The sequence below is a fragment of the Rhizobium phaseoli genome (genome assembly GCF_001664385.1).
GTDB lineage: Bacteria > Pseudomonadota > Alphaproteobacteria > Rhizobiales > Rhizobiaceae > Rhizobium > Rhizobium phaseoli.
In genome coordinates, this window is sequence record NZ_CP013532.1 from 759,298 (window position 1) to 777,969 (window position 18,672).

Genomic DNA, 18,672 nt, shown 5'->3' on the forward strand with positions numbered 1-18,672 from the left:
CCTCACACGTTGAGCAGAAGGAATTCCCGCTCCCAAGGGCTGATCACCTGCATGAAGGTTTCGAACTCGCCGCGCTTGACGCCGGCATAAAGGCCGATGAACTGCGTGCCGAACACCTCTTCGAAGGCGGGCTCGTCCTCCATCAGCGCCACGGCTTCCAAGAGGCCGCGCGGCAGGTCGATCGAGCCCTCATTGGCCGAATCCTCCGTCGGCGCCGTCGGCTCGATCTGCTTCATGATGCCGAGCAGGCCGGAAGCGAGCGAGGCAGCGAGCGCCAGATAGGGATTGGCGTCCGAACTCGGCAGGCGGTTTTCGACGCGCCTGGCCTGCGGATCGGACACCGGGACGCGGAAAGCGGTGGTCCGGTTGTCGTAGCCCCAGGCATTGTTGACAGGGCAGGACATGTCGGGCTGCAGGCGGCGGTAGGAATTCACGTAAGGGGCAAGCATCGCCATCGCGCTCGGCACGAATTTCTGCATGCCGCCGATGAAGTGGAAAAATTCCTTCGAGGCCGATCCGTCCGCATTGGAAAAGACGTTCTTGCCCGTCTCTATGTTGACCACCGATTGGTGGATATGCATCGCCGACCCCGGCTGGCCCTGCATCGGCTTGGCCATGAAGGTCGCATAGATATCATGTTTCAGCGCCGCCTCGCGGATCGTGCGCTTGAACAGGAAGACCTGGTCGGCAAGTTCGATCGGATTGCCGTGACGCAGGTTGATTTCGAGCTGGGCCGGTCCCTCCTCATGGATCAGCGTGTCGATCTCCAGCCCCTGTTTCTCCGAGAAATGGTAGATGTCGTCGATCAGCTCGTCGAATTCGTTGATGCCGGCGATCGAATAACCCTGGCCGCCGAGGATCGAGCGGCCGGAGCGGCCCTTCGGCGGATGCAGCGGATAGTCGGGGTCGTCATTCTTGGCGACCAGGTAGAATTCGATCTCGGGCGCGACGATCGGCTTCCAGCCGCGGTCGTGATAGAGGCTCATAATCCGCTTCAGTACGTTGCGCGGCGTATAGGGTACTTCGCCGCCGTCCGAATCGACGATGTCGCAGATCACCTGCGCCGTCGGGTCGGTTTCCCAGGGCACGACCGAAAGGGTCGAAAGATCGGGCATCAGCTTGAGGTCGCTGTCGCGCGGCTCATAGCGGAAGCTCTCCGTCTCTTCGGGATATTCGCCGGAAATCGTGTGCCGATAGATCGCCGAAGGCAGCGCCAGCGAGGTGTTCGAGGTGAATTTCGAGCTCGGCATCATCTTGCCGCGCGGCACGCCGGCAAGGTCGGGCGTAATGCATTCGATGTCTTCGATGCCCCTGGCTCTCAGCCACTGCGCCGCTTCCTTCCAGTTCGCAACGCCGCGCAGGGATCCGGGGTCCGGAGGGGTTTTCGTCGAGGCGGGTACGGTTCTGGCAGGCTTCAGCGTCGTCTTTTTTGGGGACATGACACACCGGTTTGGTTGATCTTGGCGCTAGCATAGCCGGACTTTGCCAATTGGCGAGGGGGTGAGAACGTTGACTTTCGCTCTTCGATGGAAAAAGAAGACGCCGATTTGATTAAGGAAACGGGTTTGCAGCGCAAAAGCGACGTCATTGTCATCGGCGCCGGGGCGGCGGGCATGATGGCGGCCATCCGCGCGGGAAAACGCGGTCGCTCCGTCGTGGTCCTCGACCATGCGCGGTCGCCCGGCGAGAAGATCCGCATCTCCGGCGGCGGCCGCTGCAATTTCACCAATATCCATGCCGGACCGAAGAATTTCCTGTCCGCCAATCCGCATTTCTGCAAGTCGGCGCTCGCCCGGTTCACGCCTGCCGATTTCATCGCCATGGTCGAGCGGCACGGCATCGGCTGGCATGAAAAGACGCTCGGCCAGCTGTTCTGCGACGACAGCGCCAAGGATATCATCCGCATGCTCTTGGACGAGATGCGCGCCGCCGGCGCGGTGCTGCAGCTCGGCACCGAGATATCGGCCGTCGACAGGCTGGCGACGGGTTTCCGCGTCTCGACCGGCGACGGCGTTTGCGAAGCCGCATCGCTGATCGTCGCCACCGGCGGCAAATCGATCCCGAAGATGGGCGCCACCGGCTTTGCCTATCGCCTCGCCGAGCAGTTCGGCCTGGCCGTGCTCGAAACCCGCCCCGGCCTTGTGCCACTGACGCTCGATCCCGGCCTGCTCGCAAGCATTGCGCCGCTTGCCGGCATTTCCGCTCCGGCCGAAATCCGCCATAGCAAGACCGCCTTCCGCGAAGCGCTGCTGTTTACCCATCGCGGCTTGAGCGGACCTGCCATCCTGCAGATTTCCTCCTATTGGCGCGAAGGCGACGAGATCATCCTTGCTATCGAACCGGATATCGACATCGCCGCGCAGCTGAAGACGGCAAAGCAGCTGAACGGCCGCCAGTCGGCCCAGACCGCGCTTGGCGAGATCCTGCCGAAGCGGCTGGCGCAGTTTCTCGTCGAACGCGAAAAGATCTCCGGCAACATGGCCGACCTGCCCGACAAGACGCTGCTTCGTCTTGCCGCGAGCGCTCAGAACCTTGCCGTCAAGCCTTCCGGCTCTGAAGGCTATCGCACCGCCGAAGTGACGCTCGGCGGCATCGACACGGCCGCGCTCGATTCACGCAGCATGGAGGCCAAGGCTGTGCCTGGCCTCTATTTCATCGGCGAATGCGTCGACGTCACCGGCTGGCTCGGCGGCTACAATTTCCAGTGGGCCTGGGCCTCGGGATTTGCTGCGGGCGAATGCGCCTGACGCGTTCGATTTCTGCATATTGGCGGAACCGCTGCTGCGTATATTAGCAATACCGATTCAAGACTTCTTAAGAGAGGTGCGCCATCCTGTCTCAATTGGCGGTTTGCAAAGCTCTTCCTAAATTAAGCTTTACCGGCAAGCAGTTTTGTTGGATTGTTGTGTCAGAAGAGTGAGGTTTCGAGCATGACCAGAAACGCACGACGCGCCCGCGCCATCGCAATCGCCCAGGCAAAGCCTGACACCAGGACGGCCGTCCTGCGATATTTGATGCTCGCAGCCGGCGCCACAGCCGCCAGCCTGGCGCTGTTGCTCGCGCACTTCCTCTGACCCTTGCTCGCACCCTGAAGTAACCTTGCCGCCTTCGATCGCGACATCGCGGTCCTGCGGTGCATAAATTGCAACTATTTCACCGTCTTGGCTGAACCGGCCATCACCGCTTATCCGAAAATTAATATCTAATCTGACACAATTGCCCCCGATTATTTGGGCATCTCCAACTTGCTTGGACATGAACCGGCAATGACTGCCGCCTGGCTTCCGGGTTCCCCGATGTAAAGAGAATAGCTCGATGTGCACTCGGCTGGCGCGCCTGATGGCTGCCCGCGGGAGGAGTAGTGTATGAAAGGCCCGGAACGCCATGTTGATTGACAAGATTCTTTCCCGCTTCAAGATCAAAACGAAAGTTCTGATCTTCGTTCTCCCCTTCGTTGTGACGATTTCGGCGGTGGGCCTGACGGGCCTTTATGCTTCCGGACTGCTGCAGGGCCGCATGGAAATCTCCAACAGCGTGCTGCAGTCGCTGAGCGGGTTCAAGGATCTCTACGGTTCGATGGACGATTTCCTGCGCATCACCAGCCAGCAGGCGCGCGACAAGCTGCTCACCGATCTGAAGACCCAGCAGGGCGTGCTCGACCAGACGCTGAACCAGGTGGGCGAAGAAGCTTCCGGCCGCGACAGCCTTGCGGAAGCCTCCCGCCGCACCAAGGATATTTCGGGCGTCGTCGACAAGCTCTGGGCCCTGCATGAGCAGGAAGTCGCGCTGCATGAGCAGATCGACGCGGCGCAGAAGAGCCTGATAAGCACCCGCTTCACGGTCTCCTACCAGGCCGAGGAATTGCAGACGGCGCTGCAGCGCGACGAGAGCGCCGCCACCGTCACCCTGCGCACCGCCGACCGACTGCTCAAGGGCGGCGATTTCCTCGGCACCGTCGCCAGCGGTTTCAGCAAGCCGCAGACGCCGCAGGACAAGATCGCCTTCATCAATGAACAGATGCCGGAGATCATCAAATCTCAGCGCCTGATCGCCATTTCGGTTCCGACCAATCAGAAGAATGTGGTCGACGCCTTGGCCGCAACCATCGACAGCATCAAGGCGATCGCCCAGATGCCGGCGCCGACCGACGAGAACATCGCCGAACTCGGCCGTCTCGTCTCCCGCTTCCGCCAGACCTCGACCTATACGCAGCTGACCGCGACGCAGAAGATGCGCGAGGCGACGCAGCGCTTCGCCGAGCTCGAGGGCCGCATCGCCCAGACCAACTCGGTGCTTCAGGATACGCGCCGCCTGGAAAATTCCGTCTACGCGCTGCAGATCGTGCTGTCCGACTTCCTCGCCAATTCGAGCAAGGACAACCTCGTGCGCCTGCAGCAGCAGGCCGGGACGCTCGGCAAGGACATGCAGGTGCTGACCACCAGCGCCAAGGGCATGGGCTTTGCCGAAGGCATTTCCGACGCGATCCAGCCGGCCCTCGACGCCATTTCCGGCGGCGGTTCGAAGATCGTCGATACGATCGGCGAGCGCGTCACGGCCTATGCCGCCGCCCGCCAGGAGCTCGACCAGATCTGGACCAAGCTGACCGATTTCGCCGAGCTGCAGAAGCAGACGGCCGGCACCGAGCGCACCCAGGCAAACAGCATCTCGGTGCTGACCACCGGCCTCGGCATCCTGCTGTCGATCCTCGGCGGCATCGCCCTGGTGCTGACGCTGCAGCGCCCGATCAGCCAGATTACTGCCGCCATGAGGCGCATCGCCGAAGGGTCGCTGGATACCAGCATTTCAGGCGAGCAGCGCTACGACGAGATTGGCGACATGGCCCGCGCACTCGGCATCTTCAAGGAAAATGCCATCTCGAAGATCCGCATCGAGGAGCAGAGCGACGAGGAACGCGCCGCTGCCGAACATGAGCGCCAGCGCAACGACGCTGAAAAGCGCGAGATGGATCGCCAGATCGAATTTGCGGTCAATGCGCTCGCCGCCGGCCTTGAGCGCATGTCGCAGGGCGATATTTCGACGACGATCGAAACGCCCTTCATCGGCCGCCTCGAGCAGCTGCGTCAGGATTTCAACGGTTCGATGCTGCGCCTGCAGGCGACGATGAGCCAGATCCGCGACAATGTCGAACTGATCCAGGGCAATGGCAACCAGATGGCCCAGTCGGCCGAAGATCTCTCCAAGCGCACCGAACAGCAGGCGGCGTCGCTCGAGGAGACCGCGGCAGCCGTCGATCAGATCACCGTCACGGTCCGCTCGTCGGCCGAACGCGCCAAGGATGCCGACCAGATCGTCCGTCAGGCCAAGCGCAGCGCCGACGATTCCGCCGTCGTCGTCAACAATGCGATCGACGCGATGGGCCGCATCGAGGATGCCGCGCGGCAGATCGAGCAGATCATCGGCGTCATCGACGAGATCGCCTTCCAGACCAACTTGCTGGCGCTCAACGCCGGCATCGAGGCAGCACGCGCCGGCGAGGCCGGCAAGGGTTTCGCCGTCGTCGCCATGGAAGTCCGCGAGCTCGCCCAACGCTCCGCCGCCGCCGCGCAGGAGATCAAGGGACTGATCAACAAATCGACCAACGAGGTCAGCTCCGGCTCGCAATTCGTGCAGGAGACCGGCACGGTGCTCGCCAAGATCAGCGCCCAGATCGTCACGATCAGCCAGCATGTAGAGATGATCGCCCGCGCCAGCCACGACCAGTCCAACGCGCTGCAGAGCGTCAACTCGACCGTCAACCAGATGGACCAGATGACGCAGAAGAACGCCGCAATGGTCGAGGAGACGACCGCCGCCAGCCGCGAACTGGCCGACGAGGCCGACTCGCTGCGCCGCCTCATCCAGCAGTTCAAGATTGACGGCGGGGCGGGTGAAGCGCGGGTCTACCGCGCCGCCTGATCAAGGCTCGATATCCATCTTTTCGAACGGCCTCGGTTTTCCGGGGCCGTTTGCGTATTTCTTGGAAACGCCCGGAAACGGCGCGCCCGAATATCCCGGGCACCCCAGATTTACGGAAAATTTTCCTTAACGCTTTTCCTCTAATTTAGCCCTCATTGTGCCGCCGGGGGTCTTGATGCCGCGCCTTTTCTCTACATCCATCGTCCGCCAGATCGTTGTGATCACGCTGTTTCTGCTGGCGATCAGCACGGCGGCCATTGTCGGCGTGACCTACTACAATCTGAGCCGGCACGTGATGGATGGCGCCGTCTCCGACGCCAGGGATGCCGCCCGCACCATGGCTGTCCTTTACGGCGCGGCCGATCAGGCTGCGAAGGTCGAGGTGAAGGACAACAAGCTTTCCGCCGTCACCGAAGAGGCCATTCCGGCCCTTGCCGATCATTCGCTGGTCGACCGCACGGCCCAGTCGATTGCCGGCGTTGCCACCATCTTCCAGAAGCAGGGCGGCGACTACGTCCGCATATCCACCAACGTCAAGAAGGAAAACGGCGACCGCGCCGTCGGCACCAAGCTTGCCGCCGAGCACCCCGCCCAGTCGGTTCTTGCCCGCGGCGAGGCCTATTTCGGCCCGGCCGAACTGTTCGGCCGCAAATTCATGACCGGTTACTTCCCGATCAAGAACGCATCGAATGCCAATGTCGGCATCCTCTTCATCGGCATTCCGATGGAGTTCTATTATCAGCGCATGAACGAGCTGCTGATGCTGGTTCTCGGCATCGGCGCCGTCGTCATGCTGCTCGTCGGTGTTCTGGCCTTCTATGCGATCCGCCTGTCGGTAAAGCCGTTGCAGGCGCTAACCGCGAGCGTCCACTCGATTTCGTCGGGCGATCTCGACAAACCGATCCCCTGTCTCGAGAAGAAGAACGAGTTCGGCGAAATCGGCCGCGCCCTCTCGCTCTTCCGCGACAGCGCCCTTGCACGGCGCGATCTGGAAACCGAGGCGGCCGAACAGCGGGCCTTGAGCGATGCCGAACGCGCCCGGAATGATGCCGACAAGCGCTCGCTCGACAGCCAGATCGACTTCGCCGTCAACCAGCTTGCCGCCGGCCTTGGGCGCCTGTCGCAGGGTGATGTCTCGCAGACGATCGGCACACCCTTTGTCGGCCGGCTGGAGCAGCTGCGCGTCGATTTCAATACCTCGCTGCTGCGGCTGCAGGACACGCTATCCGGCATTCGCGACAGTGCCTCGACGATCCAGCGCAACAGCGGCGCCGTCTCGGCCTCTGCCGACGAGCTTTCCAAGCGCACCGAGGCGCAGGCGGCGAACCTCGAGGAAACCGCCGCTGCGGTCGAGGAGATCACCGTCACCGTCCGCTCTTCCGCCGAGCGCGCCCGTGAAGCCAACAATGTCGTGGCGGCGACCAAGAAGACGGCCGACAATTCCGGCACTGTCGTCGGCGATGCCGTCGCCGCCATGGAGCGCATCGAAGGGGCCTCGCAGCGGATCGAACAGATCATCGAGGTGATTGACGATATCGCCTTCCAGACCAATCTTCTGGCGCTCAACGCCGGTATCGAGGCGGCACGGGCCGGCGAGGCGGGCAAGGGTTTTGCCGTCGTCGCCCAGGAGGTCCGCGAACTCGCCCAGCGTTCGGCCGATGCGGCGCGCGAGATCAAGTCGCTGATCGAAACATCCAGCCGGGAAGTGACGGCCGGCTCCGAACTGGTCCAGAAGACCGGCAGCGTTCTTGCCTCGATCAGCCAGGAAATCATTGCGATCAGCGGCCATGTCGAGACCATCGCCACCGCCAGCCGCGACCAGTCGGCGGCGCTGCAGGAGGTCAACGGTTCGGTGAACGCCATGGACCAGATGACCCAGAAGAACGCCTCGATGGTTGCCGAGACGACGCAGGCAAGCCGCCTGCTCGCCGGCGAAGCCGATACGTTGATGTCGCTCATCGAGCGTTTCCGCCTCGGCGCAGAACCGGCGGCCTCTCACCTCGGCGCAAGGAAGGTTGCCTGAGCGCGGCTGTGCCGGCCGCGGGATTGCGCCGCAACGCTGCGGCGTCCGCCGTTCGATGCGATTCGCCTCAAGATGAGGTCGATCGAGGTCAGCCAAGCGGCGAAGCCAACGATGCTGTCGTCTCCGAACTCGGCATAGAACCGGTCTTCATCCGCTTTTGAACCGCTTGGCTTGCTGAAATGCCGGTATCCGTGGACGCCAGCGATGGTGATCATGTCGATCATGGCGATGTCCTTTCTTGTGTCAGACATCACTTCATTTAGGCCGCAAAATTCTCTTCATAAACAGGGAAAATCCCGCTATGTTTTTCAGAAATGAAAAATGCGAATTGGGATTCCTATCAGCTTTTCCTGCAGGTCGCCCGGCTCGGCGGCCTGACGGGAGCGAGTGCTGCCAGCGGGCTCAGCCCCGCCACGGTCGGCCGGCGCATGCTCGAGCTCGAACAGGAGGTCGGCCGCGCCCTGTTTTCGCGCAGCCAGACCGGTTATCGGCTGACGCAGGACGGCCAGGCGCTGCTCGATCATCTGCAGGAAATGGAAGCCGCAGCCCGCAAGGTTGAAGCCTGGCGGCAATCCGGTGAGGGCGGCACGACCGTCAGGATCACCACCGGCACCTGGGTCGCCTGGCTGCTGACCGAAAATTTTGCCGCGATCCGCGTGCCGGGCGATGCCTTCGCCATTGCGCTCTCCATCGGCGAGGCGCGGGCAAGCCTTGCCTATCGTGAGAGCGATATCGGCATTCGCGCCTTTGAGCCGGAGGAAGCGAACCTCGCCGCACGCCTGCTCGGGGAGGTGGCTTATGCCGTCTATGCTAGACGCAACGCCGCCGAGACCGACGAGCGCTGGATCGCCGTCGGCGAGGAGGAGGCGATCTCGGCCTATCTGCGCTGGCCGCACACCCATGCCGCATCCGGGATCGTCGCCACCGTCAACCGGCCGCGTTCGCTGCCGGATCTGGTGCGCGCCGGCGCCGGCAAGACCGTGCTTCCCTGTTTCGTCGGCGATCTCCATCCGGAATTGCAGCGCCAGGGCGGCGAATTGCCGGAATTGCGCCACCGCCAATGGATCGTCATGAATGCCGAGGATCGCCATCGCCCCGAAATCCGGACGGTCGCCGACCGAATGACCAAGCTCATCCGAAGCTATGCCGACCTTTTCGCCGGTAAACGACCGAGCCGTGGCTGATCGTCAGCGCGTTCCATGTCTATGGCTAGAACAAGATGATTTTGGGCCTGGTAGCAAACCGCACACCTTTCGGCGTCATGCTCTAAGCGCCCGCGCATCTCTCGAATGAGCGGACGCTCTGGTCGATCAGCTTGCCCCGTATCGTCGGGCTGCGTCGGACGTCCCGGTCAATGCCGGTTGGTGACGACGACCGGGATGAGCAGGTCGCCCCAGTTGCCGTCGCCGCCGTGATGACGGGCCGAGCGCACCAATTCGACCGAGACGCCGGCCTCGACGGCTTTCATGACCGACTGGTTCAGCCGGTGCAGGTCGTTGGCGAGCATGCGGATCGTCGTCTGCTGATCCTCGCTCATGCTGGTCGTCTGCTCTTCGGCCCGTTCCCGGACGCGTGAAATGGATGCCATGGTTCTGTCCTCCTGTTCGCCTTATTCCGCAGCCGGTTTGAACTGCGCATGTTCGGTTGAATCGTGCATCGCCGTGGTCGACGACCGGCCGCCGGTGATGGCGAGCGACACGGCGTCGAAATAGCCGGTGCCGACCTCGCGCTGATGTTTGGTGGCGGTATAGCCGTAGTCCTCTGCGGCGAATTCCGCCTCCTGCAGCTCGGAATAGGCCGACATCTGCCGCTGCCGGTAGCCGCGCGCCAGTTCGTACATGCCGTAGTTCAGCTGGTGGAAGCCGGCGAGCGTGATGAACTGGAACTTGTAGCCCATCGCCCCGAGTTCACGCTGGAACTTGGCAATCGTCGCCTCGTCCAGGTTCTTCTTCCAGTTGAAGGAAGGCGAGCAATTGTAGGCGAGCAGCTTGCCGGGATGGGCCTTGTGCACACCCTCGGCAAAACGGCGCGCCTGCTCGAGATCCGGCTTGGAAGTCTCGCACCAGATCAGGTCGCAATGCGGCGCATAGGCGACGGCCCGGGCGATGCACGGTTCGATGCCGTTTCTGACCTGGTAGAAGCCTTCGACGGTGCGCCCGGCCTCGTAATCGACGAAGGGCTGGTCGCGCTCGTCGATGTCGGAGGTCAAGAGCTTTGCCGCTTCCGCATCGGTCCGGGCGATCACCAGCGTCGCCACGCCCATGACGTCGGCGGCAAGCCGGGCGGCGTCGAGATTGCGGATATGGGCGGCCGTCGGGATCAGCACCTTGCCGCCGAGATGGCCGCATTTCTTCTCCGAGGCGAGCTGGTCCTCGAAATGGACGCCGGCAGCACCCGCCTCGATATAGGCCTTCATGATCTCGAAGGCGTTGAGCGGTCCGCCGAAGCCGGCTTCGGCATCGGCGACGATCGGCGCGAACCAGGTGTCGACGGAAAGCCCGTTACCTTCTGATGTCTCGATCTGATCGGCGCGCTGCAGGGTGCGGTTGATGCGTTTGGCAAGCTCCGGCCCGGCATTGGCGGGATAAAGCGACTGGTCGGGATACATCGCCGATGCCGTATTGGCGTCGGCCGCCACCTGCCAGCCGGAGAGATAGATCGCCTTCAGCCCGGCGCGCACCATCTGCATTGCCTGGTTGCCGGAGAGTGCGCCGAGCGCATTGACGAAATCCTCCTGGTGGAGCAGCCGCCACAACCGGTCCGCCCCCATTTCGGCCAGCGTATGGCTGAGCGCCACCGAGCCTCTGAGCCGCTGCACATCGGCGGCCGAGTAGGGCCGCTCGATGCCGTCGAAGCGGCCCGCCGGTGCGTTTTGGACAAGCTTGTAAAATTCCGTCATGCTGCGCTCCTTACTGAAAATTGCCGTGTCCGGTGTCGCACCACAGAATTTACAAAAATGCCTGGAATTGCCAGGAAAACCTTTGATGTCGGTAGTGGAAACGGGTTATCATGCGGAGGATTTACAAGCCCGTGCTGTGAATTTGTAAAATTTTGTAAATCCAGTTGCCCGACTTTTTGTCAAAGGGTGTGACATGGCGGAACGGAAGATTTTCGCAGGCCCGAAAGTGCGGCGCATCCGCAATGCGCTGGCGCTGACGCAGACCGCCATGGCCGAGGCGCTGGAGATTTCGCCCTCTTACCTGAACCTCATCGAGCGCAACCAGCGGCCGTTGACGGTGCAGCTCCTGCTGAAGCTCGCGGCCGTCTACCGGGTCGATCTGGAGGAATTGCGAGGGCAGAGCGGCGGCAGCCTCGGCCAGCTGAAGGAGGTCTTCGCCGACCCGCTGCTGTCGGGCGAACTGCCCGGCGACCAGGAATTGGTCGAGGTGGCCGAGGCAGCACCCAATGCCGCGAGCGGCATGATCAAGCTCTATCGCGCCTATCGTGAACAGGCTGCCCGGCTGTCGGACCTGACGGCGCTGATGGCGGCCGAGGGACATGCGCCCGTCGCCGCCGGCCGCTTGCCGCTCGACGAGTTGCGCGAGACGCTGGAGCGCAGATCCGGCTATTTCGGCCGGATCGAGACGGCGGCGGAAGCCTTCGCCGCGACGCTTCCTGGCGGCACCGATCTTGCCGCCGGGCTGAAGGACTGGCTGCGCGCCGAGCGCGGCATTGCGGTGCGCGTCCTGCCGGTGCACGTCATGCCGGATCTGCGCCGCCGTTTCGATCGCCATTCGATGCGGCTGTTCATTTCCGAGCGGCTGTCGCCGGCCGATCGTGCGCATGAGATCGCTATCGAGGCCGCCAACCTCGCTTTGCTGCCGGCCGTCGATGCCGAGCTCGACGATCTGTCGCTCTCCTCCGCCGAGGCGCGCCGCATCGCCCGCTTCGAGCTGGCCCGCATCGCGGCCCTGGCGCTCGCCATGCCCTATGAGGCCTTTCTGTCGGCGGCCAAGGCCACGCGTTACGACATCGATATTCTGCGCGCCCGCTTCGGCGTCTCCTTCGGCCATGCCGCCACGCGCCTGACCATGCTGCAGCGGCCAGGGGCGGCGGCCATTCCCTTCTTCATGATCGAGATCGATGCCGCCGGCCACCGGTTGCGCCGCGCCGGCGCCCAGGGCTTTCCGCAGGCCCGTTTCGGCGGCGGCTGTCCGAAGCTCAATATCCACGCCGCCTTCCTGCAGCCGGGTCAGATTCTCGCCGAGACGGTCGTCATGCCGGATGGAGCCTCCTTCCTGACGGTTGCCCGCACCCTGGAGGGGCCGAGCGTCGAATTCGGCGAAAGGGTCAGGCGCACCGCGATCCTGATCGGCTGTGACGCCGCCCTTGGCGAGGGGCTGGCCTACGGGCAGGCGACGGCGCTTGATCCGGTCGCGATCGGCCCGGCCTGTCGCCTCTGCGAGCGGCGCGGCTGTCTTTCCCGCGCCGAGCCGCCGGTGACGAGGCCGCTCGGGCTCGACGAGATGGTGGCAGGCCTCAGCGCCTTCGACTTCCAGTGATTGTGAAATCGTTGAGAGCGCAGTTTTTGCGCTTGTGGGCTTAGAAATTCCTTCTTAGTCTGCGGGCAAACCAGAGGGAAAAAATGCCCGGGGATGCGGGCGTTTTGAACAAACAGGAGAAGTCATGAGGTCAACCATCGCAAGCGTGACGGCCGCCGCCATCGCCGCGCTTCTTGCCGCCGCTCCGGCCGTTGCGCAGGAGCGTGTCGTCAACGTCTACAACTGGTCGGATTATATCGACGACAGCATCCTGACCGATTTCACCAAGGAAACCGGCATCAAGGTCGTCTACGACACCTTCGATTCGAACGAGACCGTCGAAACCAAGCTGCTCGCCGGCGGCACCGGTTATGATGTCGTCGTTCCCACCGCCGACTTCCTGCAGCGCCAGATCCAGGCGGGCGTCTTCCAGAAGCTCGACAAATCGAAGCTGCCGAACCTGTCCAACATGTGGGACGTGATCGAGCAGCGCACCGCCTCATACGATCCGGGCAATGAATATGCCGTCGATTACATGTGGGGCACCGACGGCATCGGCTACAACGTCAAGAAGGTTGCCGAAATCCTCGGTCCCGATGCCAAGCCGGGCCTCGAAGTGATCTTCGATCCGAAGGTCGCCGAAAAGTTCAAGGACTGCGGCATCTACGTGCTCGACACGCCGAAGGACGTCATGACCACGGCGCTGAAATATCTCGGCCTCGATCCGAACTCCACCAAGGCCGAGGATTTCAAGAAGGTCGAGGAACTGCTGACGGCGGTTCGCCCCTATATCCGCAAATTCCACTCCTCCGAATATATCAACGCCCTTGCCAATGGCGACATCTGCATCGCCTTCGGCTATTCCGGCGACATGCTGCAGGCCCGCGACCGCGCCGCCGAAGCCAAGAACGGTGTCGAGGTCAACTACTCGATCCCGGTGCAGGGCGCCCAGATGTGGTTCGATATGATGGCGATCCCCGCCGATGCCAAGCATGTGGCCGAAGCGCATGAGTTCCTAAACTACATGATGAAGCCCGAAGTCATCGCCAAGGCGAGCGACCACACCTTTTATGCCAACGGCAACAAGGCCTCGCAGCAATTCGTCAGCAAGGATGTGCTCGAAGATCCGGCGGTCTACCCGACGGATGAGGTGATGAAGGGATTGTTCACCGTCAAGCCGTGGGATCCGAAGACCCAGCGCACGGCGACGCGAATCTGGACGAAGGTCGTCACCGGCCAGTAAGTCGATGCCAGGCCCGGACGGAAACGTCCGGGCCTTTCAATTCCCGGCCTAGAATACTGAAGAGTTAGAGCATGATGTCGCCCGAAAACCGCTCACGCTTTTCGGCATCATGCTCTAGGTGGAGGCCGGCTGAAGTCCATATACTCGGGGAATAATATGAAGTCCTTAGGCAATATCCGCCGCGCTTTCGCACCCTGGACCGATCCGTCAGCAAAACCTTTCATAGCCTTCAAGAACGTCACCAAGCGCTTCGGCGATTTCACCGCCGTCAATGATCTGTCGCTGAACATCTATCACCGCGAATTCTTCGCGCTGCTCGGCGCGTCCGGCTGCGGCAAGTCGACGCTTCTGCGCATGCTCGCCGGCTTCGAACAGCCGACATCGGGCGAAATCGTTCTCGATGGCACCGATCTCGCCGGCACGCCCCCCTACAAGCGGCCGGTCAATATGATGTTCCAGTCCTATGCGCTTTTCCCGCATATGACCGTCGAGAAGAACATCGCCTTCGGCCTGAAGCAGGACGGCATGCCGAAGGACGAGATGGCAGAGCGCGTCTCGCAGATGCTGAAGCTCGTCAAGCTCGAGCAGTTTGCCTCCCGCAAACCGAACCAGCTTTCCGGCGGTCAGCGCCAGCGCGTGGCGCTCGCCCGGTCGCTTGCCAAGCGCCCGAAAGTGCTGCTGCTCGACGAACCGCTCGGCGCGCTCGACAAGAAGCTGCGCGAGGAAACCCAGTTCGAACTGATGGACCTGCAGCAAAGCCTCGGCCTCACTTTCGTCGTCGTCACCCACGACCAGGAAGAGGCGATGACCATGGCGGACCGCATCGCCGTCATGAGCCACGGCAAGGTCGTGCAGGTCGCAACCCCGGCCGAAATCTACGAGGCGCCGAATTGCCGCTTCGTCGCCGATTTCATCGGTGACGTGAACATCTTCGACGGCAAGGTGACGACGTCGGGAAATGGCGCCGTCGAGATCGCTGTCGACAGCGGTTTCACCATCCGCATTGCCGCCCCCGACACTCCGGCAATCGGCAGCACGGTCGGTTTTGCCATCCGCCCGGAAAAGATCCGCGTCAGCCGCGCGGCAACGGCGACCGCCCCGGTCAATGCGGCCAGGGGCGAGATCTGGGATATCGGCTATCTCGGCGACATGACCGTCTTCCACATCAAGCTGGCGAGCGGCCAATTCGTCAGAGCCTCTTCCCTCAATGCCCGGCGTTCCGTCGAAGACCCCTTCACCTATGATCAGGATGTCTGGGTTTCCTTCGATCAGGATGCCGGCGTGCTGCTGAAGGATTGAGAACATGGGCACGCTGGCATCCCGCTTCTATAACCGCCTCGTCATCGTCATTCCCTATGCCTGGCTGCTGCTCTTCTTTCTGGCGCCGTTCTTCATCGTCTTCCGCATCTCGCTGTCGACGACGGCGATCGCCATACCGCCCTATGAGCCTGTCTTCTCTTTTGCCGACGGCTGGAGCGGTTTCTGGAGCAAGGTCGCGACCTTCTCCTTCGACAATTACGGCTATCTCACCGACGATCCGCTCTACTTCAACGCCTACCTGTCGAGCGTCATCATCGCGGCAGTCTCGACTTTGCTGATGCTGCTGATCGCCTATCCGATCGCCTATGGCATGGCGCAGGCGCCGCGCACCATCCGCCCGACGCTGCTGATGCTCGTCATCCTGCCGTTCTGGACGAGCTTCCTGATCCGCGTCTATGCCTGGATTGCCATCCTGAAGCCCGAGGGACTGCTGAACCAGCTTCTCCTGTCGCTAAATATCATCGACACCCCGCTGATCATTCTCAACACCCCGACGGCCGTCTATATCGGTATCGTCTATTCCTACCTGCCCTTCATGGTGCTGCCGCTCTATTCGGCGCTCGAAAAGATGGACGGCACGCTGATCGAGGCGGCACAGGATCTCGGCTGCACGCCGATCCGGGCTTTCTGGCGCGTCACTTTCCCGCTGTCGATCCCAGGCGTGGTGGCAGGCTGCATGCTGGTCTTCATCCCCGCCGTCGGCGAGTTCGTCATTCCCGATCTTCTCGGCGGTTCGCAGACGCTGATGATCGGCAAGACGCTCTGGAACGAGTTCAATGCCAATCGCGACTGGCCGGTCTCCTCGGCAGTCGCGACCATCCTGCTCATGATCCTGGTGATCCCGATCGTCTTCTTTCAGAATGCACAGGCCAAGGCCGAAGAGCGGGGGAAATAGACCATGCTGCGATGGACCCGTTTCAACATCATCTCCGTCGTGCTCGGCTTTGCCTTCCTCTATCTGCCGATCGTGCTGCTGGTGATCTTTTCCTTCAACGAGTCGAAGCTCGTTACCGTCTGGGGCGGCTTCTCTACCAAATGGTACGTCTCGCTGCTGTCAAACCAGGCTTTGCTCGATGCCGCCTGGGTGACGATCCGTGTCGGTCTGTTGTCGGCCACCTTCGCCACCGTGCTCGGCACCATGGCGGCTTTGACGCTCGTGCGTTACACCCGTTTTCGTGGTCGCATGCTTTTCTCGGGCATGGTCTATGCGCCGCTCGTCATGCCCGAGGTCATCACAGGCCTGTCGTTGCTGCTGCTGTTCGTGGCGATCGGCTTCGACCGCGGCTTCTGGACGATCACGCTGGCGCATACGACGCTCACCATGTGCTTCGTCGCCGTCGTCGTGCAGTCACGGCTTCTAAGCTTTGATCAGTCGATCGAGGAAGCGGCGCAGGATCTCGGGGCGCCACCGGTGCGCACCTTCTTCGAAATCACCCTGCCGATCATCTCGCCGGCAGTATTTTCGGGGTGGATCCTGGCGTTCACGCTGTCGCTGGATGACCTCGTGATCGCAAGCTTCACCTCGGGCCCGGGCGCAACCACGCTGCCGATGAAGATCTACAGTCAGGTGCGCCTCGGCGTGACGCCGGAGATCAATGCGGTCTGCACCATCCTGATCGGCATCGTCGCGGTCGGGGTCGTCTGCGCCTCGATCATCACCAAGCGCCGTGAAATCCAGCGTGATCGTGACGAGCGGGCGGCTGCCGCCGGGGCATGATTTACTGCGCGTGAGGGCTGTTGCCGAAAAGCGGGACCGGCGAAATGACCGGGTTTGGCCAGGAGCCACCGATGAAGAAGGGCAGAAGCGGCAGCTCGGCCGCTTTGGCCGGATCGGTTGCCTCCAGCGATCCGGAAAGCGCCAGCCCGTTCGACTGATAGGTGACCACTCCTGAAAGCGTCAGCGTCTGTGCTGGCCCGGTGATATGAGCGTCGTGGATCTCGGCCGAACCATTGGCGAAATCGGCCTGGAGGTCCAGCCGGCTGAAGGTAAAGGCGCCGTTTGCCGCCGCACTCAGCGGAAAGAACGCCCTTTCGGCGGCCTGGCTCCGCAGCGTTCCGGCATCGATGCCGGGGATCGTGCCCTCCTGCGTCCAGAAGTGCAGCTTGCCGGTGACGTCGGCAAGTCCGGTCGTCCAGATCGCCTTTGGCGACTGCAGATCGAGGTCGAGCGATCCCGTAGCAAGCGGCAGTGGCCCTTTGAGCTGCAGGCGCTCGGCAAGGGCGTCGAAGTCGGCATCGCGGATCGACAGCTGCAATTTGCCGCCGCCGTCGAAATCGCGCCGTGTCGCTTCCAGATGCGCGGTCATTTCACCGCCTTCGAAGGCGCTGTCGCCGATATCGAATTTCGCCTCGCCGCCGGTCACGATCATGCTGGCGCCGACATCGGAAAGCTCGAAGAGGCCCATCTGCGCGCGTCGCGCCGAAAGCCTGACGTCGATATCGAGCAGTTGCAGCGGTTCGCGCATGCCGGAGATGTCCTCCGCCTCGCCTGCGGCAAGCCTGAGCGCAAAGGCGTCCAGGAACGGCTTGAGGTTCATCTGGTCGAAGGCAAGCGTGCCGCCTATCTTCGGACGTTTGCCGGGTTCGGTCGAAAGGTCCATGACGCCGGTGGCGCTTGCCTCGTTCAGCGACAGGCTGAGATCGTTGAAGCGCAGCCCGTTGCCCGACGACATGATGTCGGATTCCAGCGAGGCGCTCTTCAGCGTCCCGATGCCGGGGATCGATCTGCCCGACCATGTCAGAAGGGCCGGCACATCGGCAATGCTGACGGCGATATTGCCGGAAAGGGCCGAAAGGCTGGCGATGCTGGCAATCCCCTGGAAACGCACGGTCAGCAGGTTTGACGTCAGCGACGTCCGCGTCTCGGCACTCTTGCCGGCAAAGGCGAGCAGCGGCTGGCGCGAGGCGAAATCGACCTTCAGGTCCTCGCCGTTGTTGCGGGCGATGACGACGGCCGAGATCGCGCCTGAAAGCCGCGGCCAGGCGATGTCGGCCGTGACGCTATCGAAATGGTAGGTCTTGGCGCTGGCGATGTCGGTGACGGCAAACGTGCCGTCTTCGACTGTCACCGCGCCGATCTCCGCATCGAGAGCCGGATCGAGCACCTCGGCTCCGTTTTCGTAGCGTACGCCGCTGATCGCACGGGCAAGCAGACCGGCATAGCTCCAGTCGATCAGGCCTTTTTCGTCACGCGTCAGCGCCAGGTTGGGGCGCAGCAGATGGAATTCGTGGAAACTGGTTCGGCCTCTCAGTGCATCGATGAGGCTGAAATCGGCCGAGAGGCTTTCAATCCGGCCGAGCAACTTGTCGCCGCTTTCACGCGGCTGGCGGATCGTGACCTCGTTGAGCGTGATGCGTGGCGTCGGCCAGAATTCGAGAACCGGATCGCCTTTGATCTCAGCCTGATAGCCCGTCCATTTCGACAGTGCGTCCTCGATGCCGGAGCGCACGAAACCAGTCGTGATCAGATAGGGCGCTGCCACCCTCAGCGCCACGAAAAGCCCAAGCGCAATCAGCAGCAGCACGGTTGAAAGACGCGCGAAAGCTGGCAGCCAGCGCGAAACGGGTCCGATCTTTCTGCGCCACCTGCGATGTCTTGACGTACCCATGATCTCCACCGGTCATTCAGCCGGTTAAGCCGTTAAGCGCTGATTTCGCCGGATATAGGAAATATCAGCCAGATGCAAATC

The 18,672-nt window shown here is 62.4% G+C and carries 15 protein-coding genes; 10 read left to right on the forward strand and 5 right to left on the reverse strand.

The features are described from left to right. Positions 1–2: 2 nt before the first annotated feature. Positions 3–1,439, reverse strand: a complete 1,437-nt coding sequence (locus AMC88_RS03730) for a glutamine synthetase family protein (RefSeq protein WP_016734756.1) — start codon at positions 1,437–1,439, stop codon at positions 3–5. A gap of 87 nt (positions 1,440–1,526) precedes the next feature. Here AMC88_RS03730 and AMC88_RS03735 point away from each other — a divergent pair, with 87 nt between their 5' ends. From AMC88_RS03735 to AMC88_RS03750, 4 genes are all read left to right on the forward strand, one after another. Beyond that, complete coding sequence (locus AMC88_RS03735; RefSeq protein ID WP_064829859.1) at positions 1,527–2,747, forward strand: BaiN/RdsA family NAD(P)/FAD-dependent oxidoreductase; 1,221 nt, start codon at positions 1,527–1,529, stop codon at positions 2,745–2,747. A 183-nt stretch (positions 2,748–2,930) separates the two neighbouring features. Beyond that, positions 2,931–3,074 (forward strand): hypothetical protein, encoded by a 144-nt coding sequence (locus AMC88_RS33510; RefSeq protein ID WP_010023992.1) that lies wholly within the window; start codon positions 2,931–2,933, stop codon positions 3,072–3,074. A 310-nt stretch (positions 3,075–3,384) separates the two neighbouring features. Beyond that, positions 3,385–5,916, forward strand: coding sequence for a methyl-accepting chemotaxis protein (locus tag AMC88_RS03745; RefSeq protein ID WP_004673770.1), 2,532 nt, complete (start codon positions 3,385–3,387; stop codon positions 5,914–5,916). Positions 5,917–6,091: 175 nt separating this feature from the next. After that, positions 6,092–7,939, forward strand: a complete 1,848-nt coding sequence (locus AMC88_RS03750) for a methyl-accepting chemotaxis protein (protein WP_064829860.1) — start codon at positions 6,092–6,094, stop codon at positions 7,937–7,939. Here AMC88_RS03750 and AMC88_RS03755 read toward each other — a convergent pair. Beyond that, on the reverse strand, positions 7,912–8,163 hold the full coding sequence (locus tag AMC88_RS03755; protein ID WP_170960012.1) for a hypothetical protein: 252 nt from the start codon (positions 8,161–8,163) through the stop codon (positions 7,912–7,914). The two genes, AMC88_RS03750 and AMC88_RS03755, sit on opposite strands and share 28 nt — an antisense overlap. 90 nt (positions 8,164–8,253) lie before the next feature. Here AMC88_RS03755 and AMC88_RS03760 point away from each other — a divergent pair, with 90 nt between their 5' ends. After that, the gene (locus AMC88_RS03760) at positions 8,254–9,123 is read left to right on the forward strand and encodes a LysR family transcriptional regulator (protein WP_012482720.1); all 870 of its coding nucleotides are present in this window, start codon (positions 8,254–8,256) and stop codon (positions 9,121–9,123) included. A gap of 167 nt (positions 9,124–9,290) precedes the next feature. Here AMC88_RS03760 and AMC88_RS03765 read toward each other — a convergent pair whose 3' ends face one another. Both AMC88_RS03765 and aceA read right to left on the reverse strand, forming a co-directional pair. Further along, positions 9,291–9,527 (reverse strand): SMc00767 family acetate metabolism repressor, encoded by a 237-nt coding sequence (locus tag AMC88_RS03765; protein ID WP_004673767.1) that lies wholly within the window; start codon positions 9,525–9,527, stop codon positions 9,291–9,293. 21 nt (positions 9,528–9,548) lie between these two features. Next, positions 9,549–10,838: an isocitrate lyase gene (gene aceA / locus AMC88_RS03770; protein WP_064824844.1), complete on the reverse strand. Its 1,290-nt coding sequence runs from the start codon at positions 10,836–10,838 to the stop codon at positions 9,549–9,551. A 193-nt stretch (positions 10,839–11,031) separates the two neighbouring features. Between aceA and AMC88_RS03775 the strand changes: the two genes are divergently transcribed. The 5 genes from AMC88_RS03775 to AMC88_RS03795 all read left to right on the forward strand — a co-directional run bounded on the left by AMC88_RS03775 (position 11,032) and on the right by AMC88_RS03795 (position 16,700). Further along, positions 11,032–12,441 carry a helix-turn-helix domain-containing protein gene (locus AMC88_RS03775; protein WP_010022198.1) on the forward strand — a complete coding sequence of 470 codons (1,410 nt, stop codon included), beginning with the start codon at positions 11,032–11,034 and terminating at the stop codon, positions 12,439–12,441. A gap of 124 nt (positions 12,442–12,565) precedes the next feature. Continuing rightward, positions 12,566–13,663 (forward strand): polyamine ABC transporter substrate-binding protein, encoded by a 1,098-nt coding sequence (locus AMC88_RS03780; protein WP_012482723.1) that lies wholly within the window; start codon positions 12,566–12,568, stop codon positions 13,661–13,663. Positions 13,664–13,819: 156 nt separating this feature from the next. Next, positions 13,820–14,962: an ABC transporter ATP-binding protein gene (locus tag AMC88_RS03785; protein WP_064821357.1), complete on the forward strand. Its 1,143-nt coding sequence runs from the start codon at positions 13,820–13,822 to the stop codon at positions 14,960–14,962. A 4-nt stretch (positions 14,963–14,966) separates the two neighbouring features. Beyond that, entirely contained in the window at positions 14,967–15,878 is a 912-nt protein-coding gene (locus tag AMC88_RS03790; protein WP_012482725.1) for an ABC transporter permease subunit, read from the forward strand. A 3-nt stretch (positions 15,879–15,881) separates the two neighbouring features. Then, the gene (locus AMC88_RS03795) at positions 15,882–16,700 is read left to right on the forward strand and encodes an ABC transporter permease (RefSeq protein WP_012482726.1); all 819 of its coding nucleotides are present in this window, start codon (positions 15,882–15,884) and stop codon (positions 16,698–16,700) included. Position 16,701: 1 nt separating this feature from the next. Here the strand turns inward: AMC88_RS03795 and AMC88_RS03800 are convergent, their stop codons facing one another. Then, positions 16,702–18,591, reverse strand: coding sequence for an AsmA family protein (locus AMC88_RS03800; protein ID WP_064824845.1), 1,890 nt, complete (start codon positions 18,589–18,591; stop codon positions 16,702–16,704). Positions 18,592–18,672 lie beyond the last annotated feature (81 nt).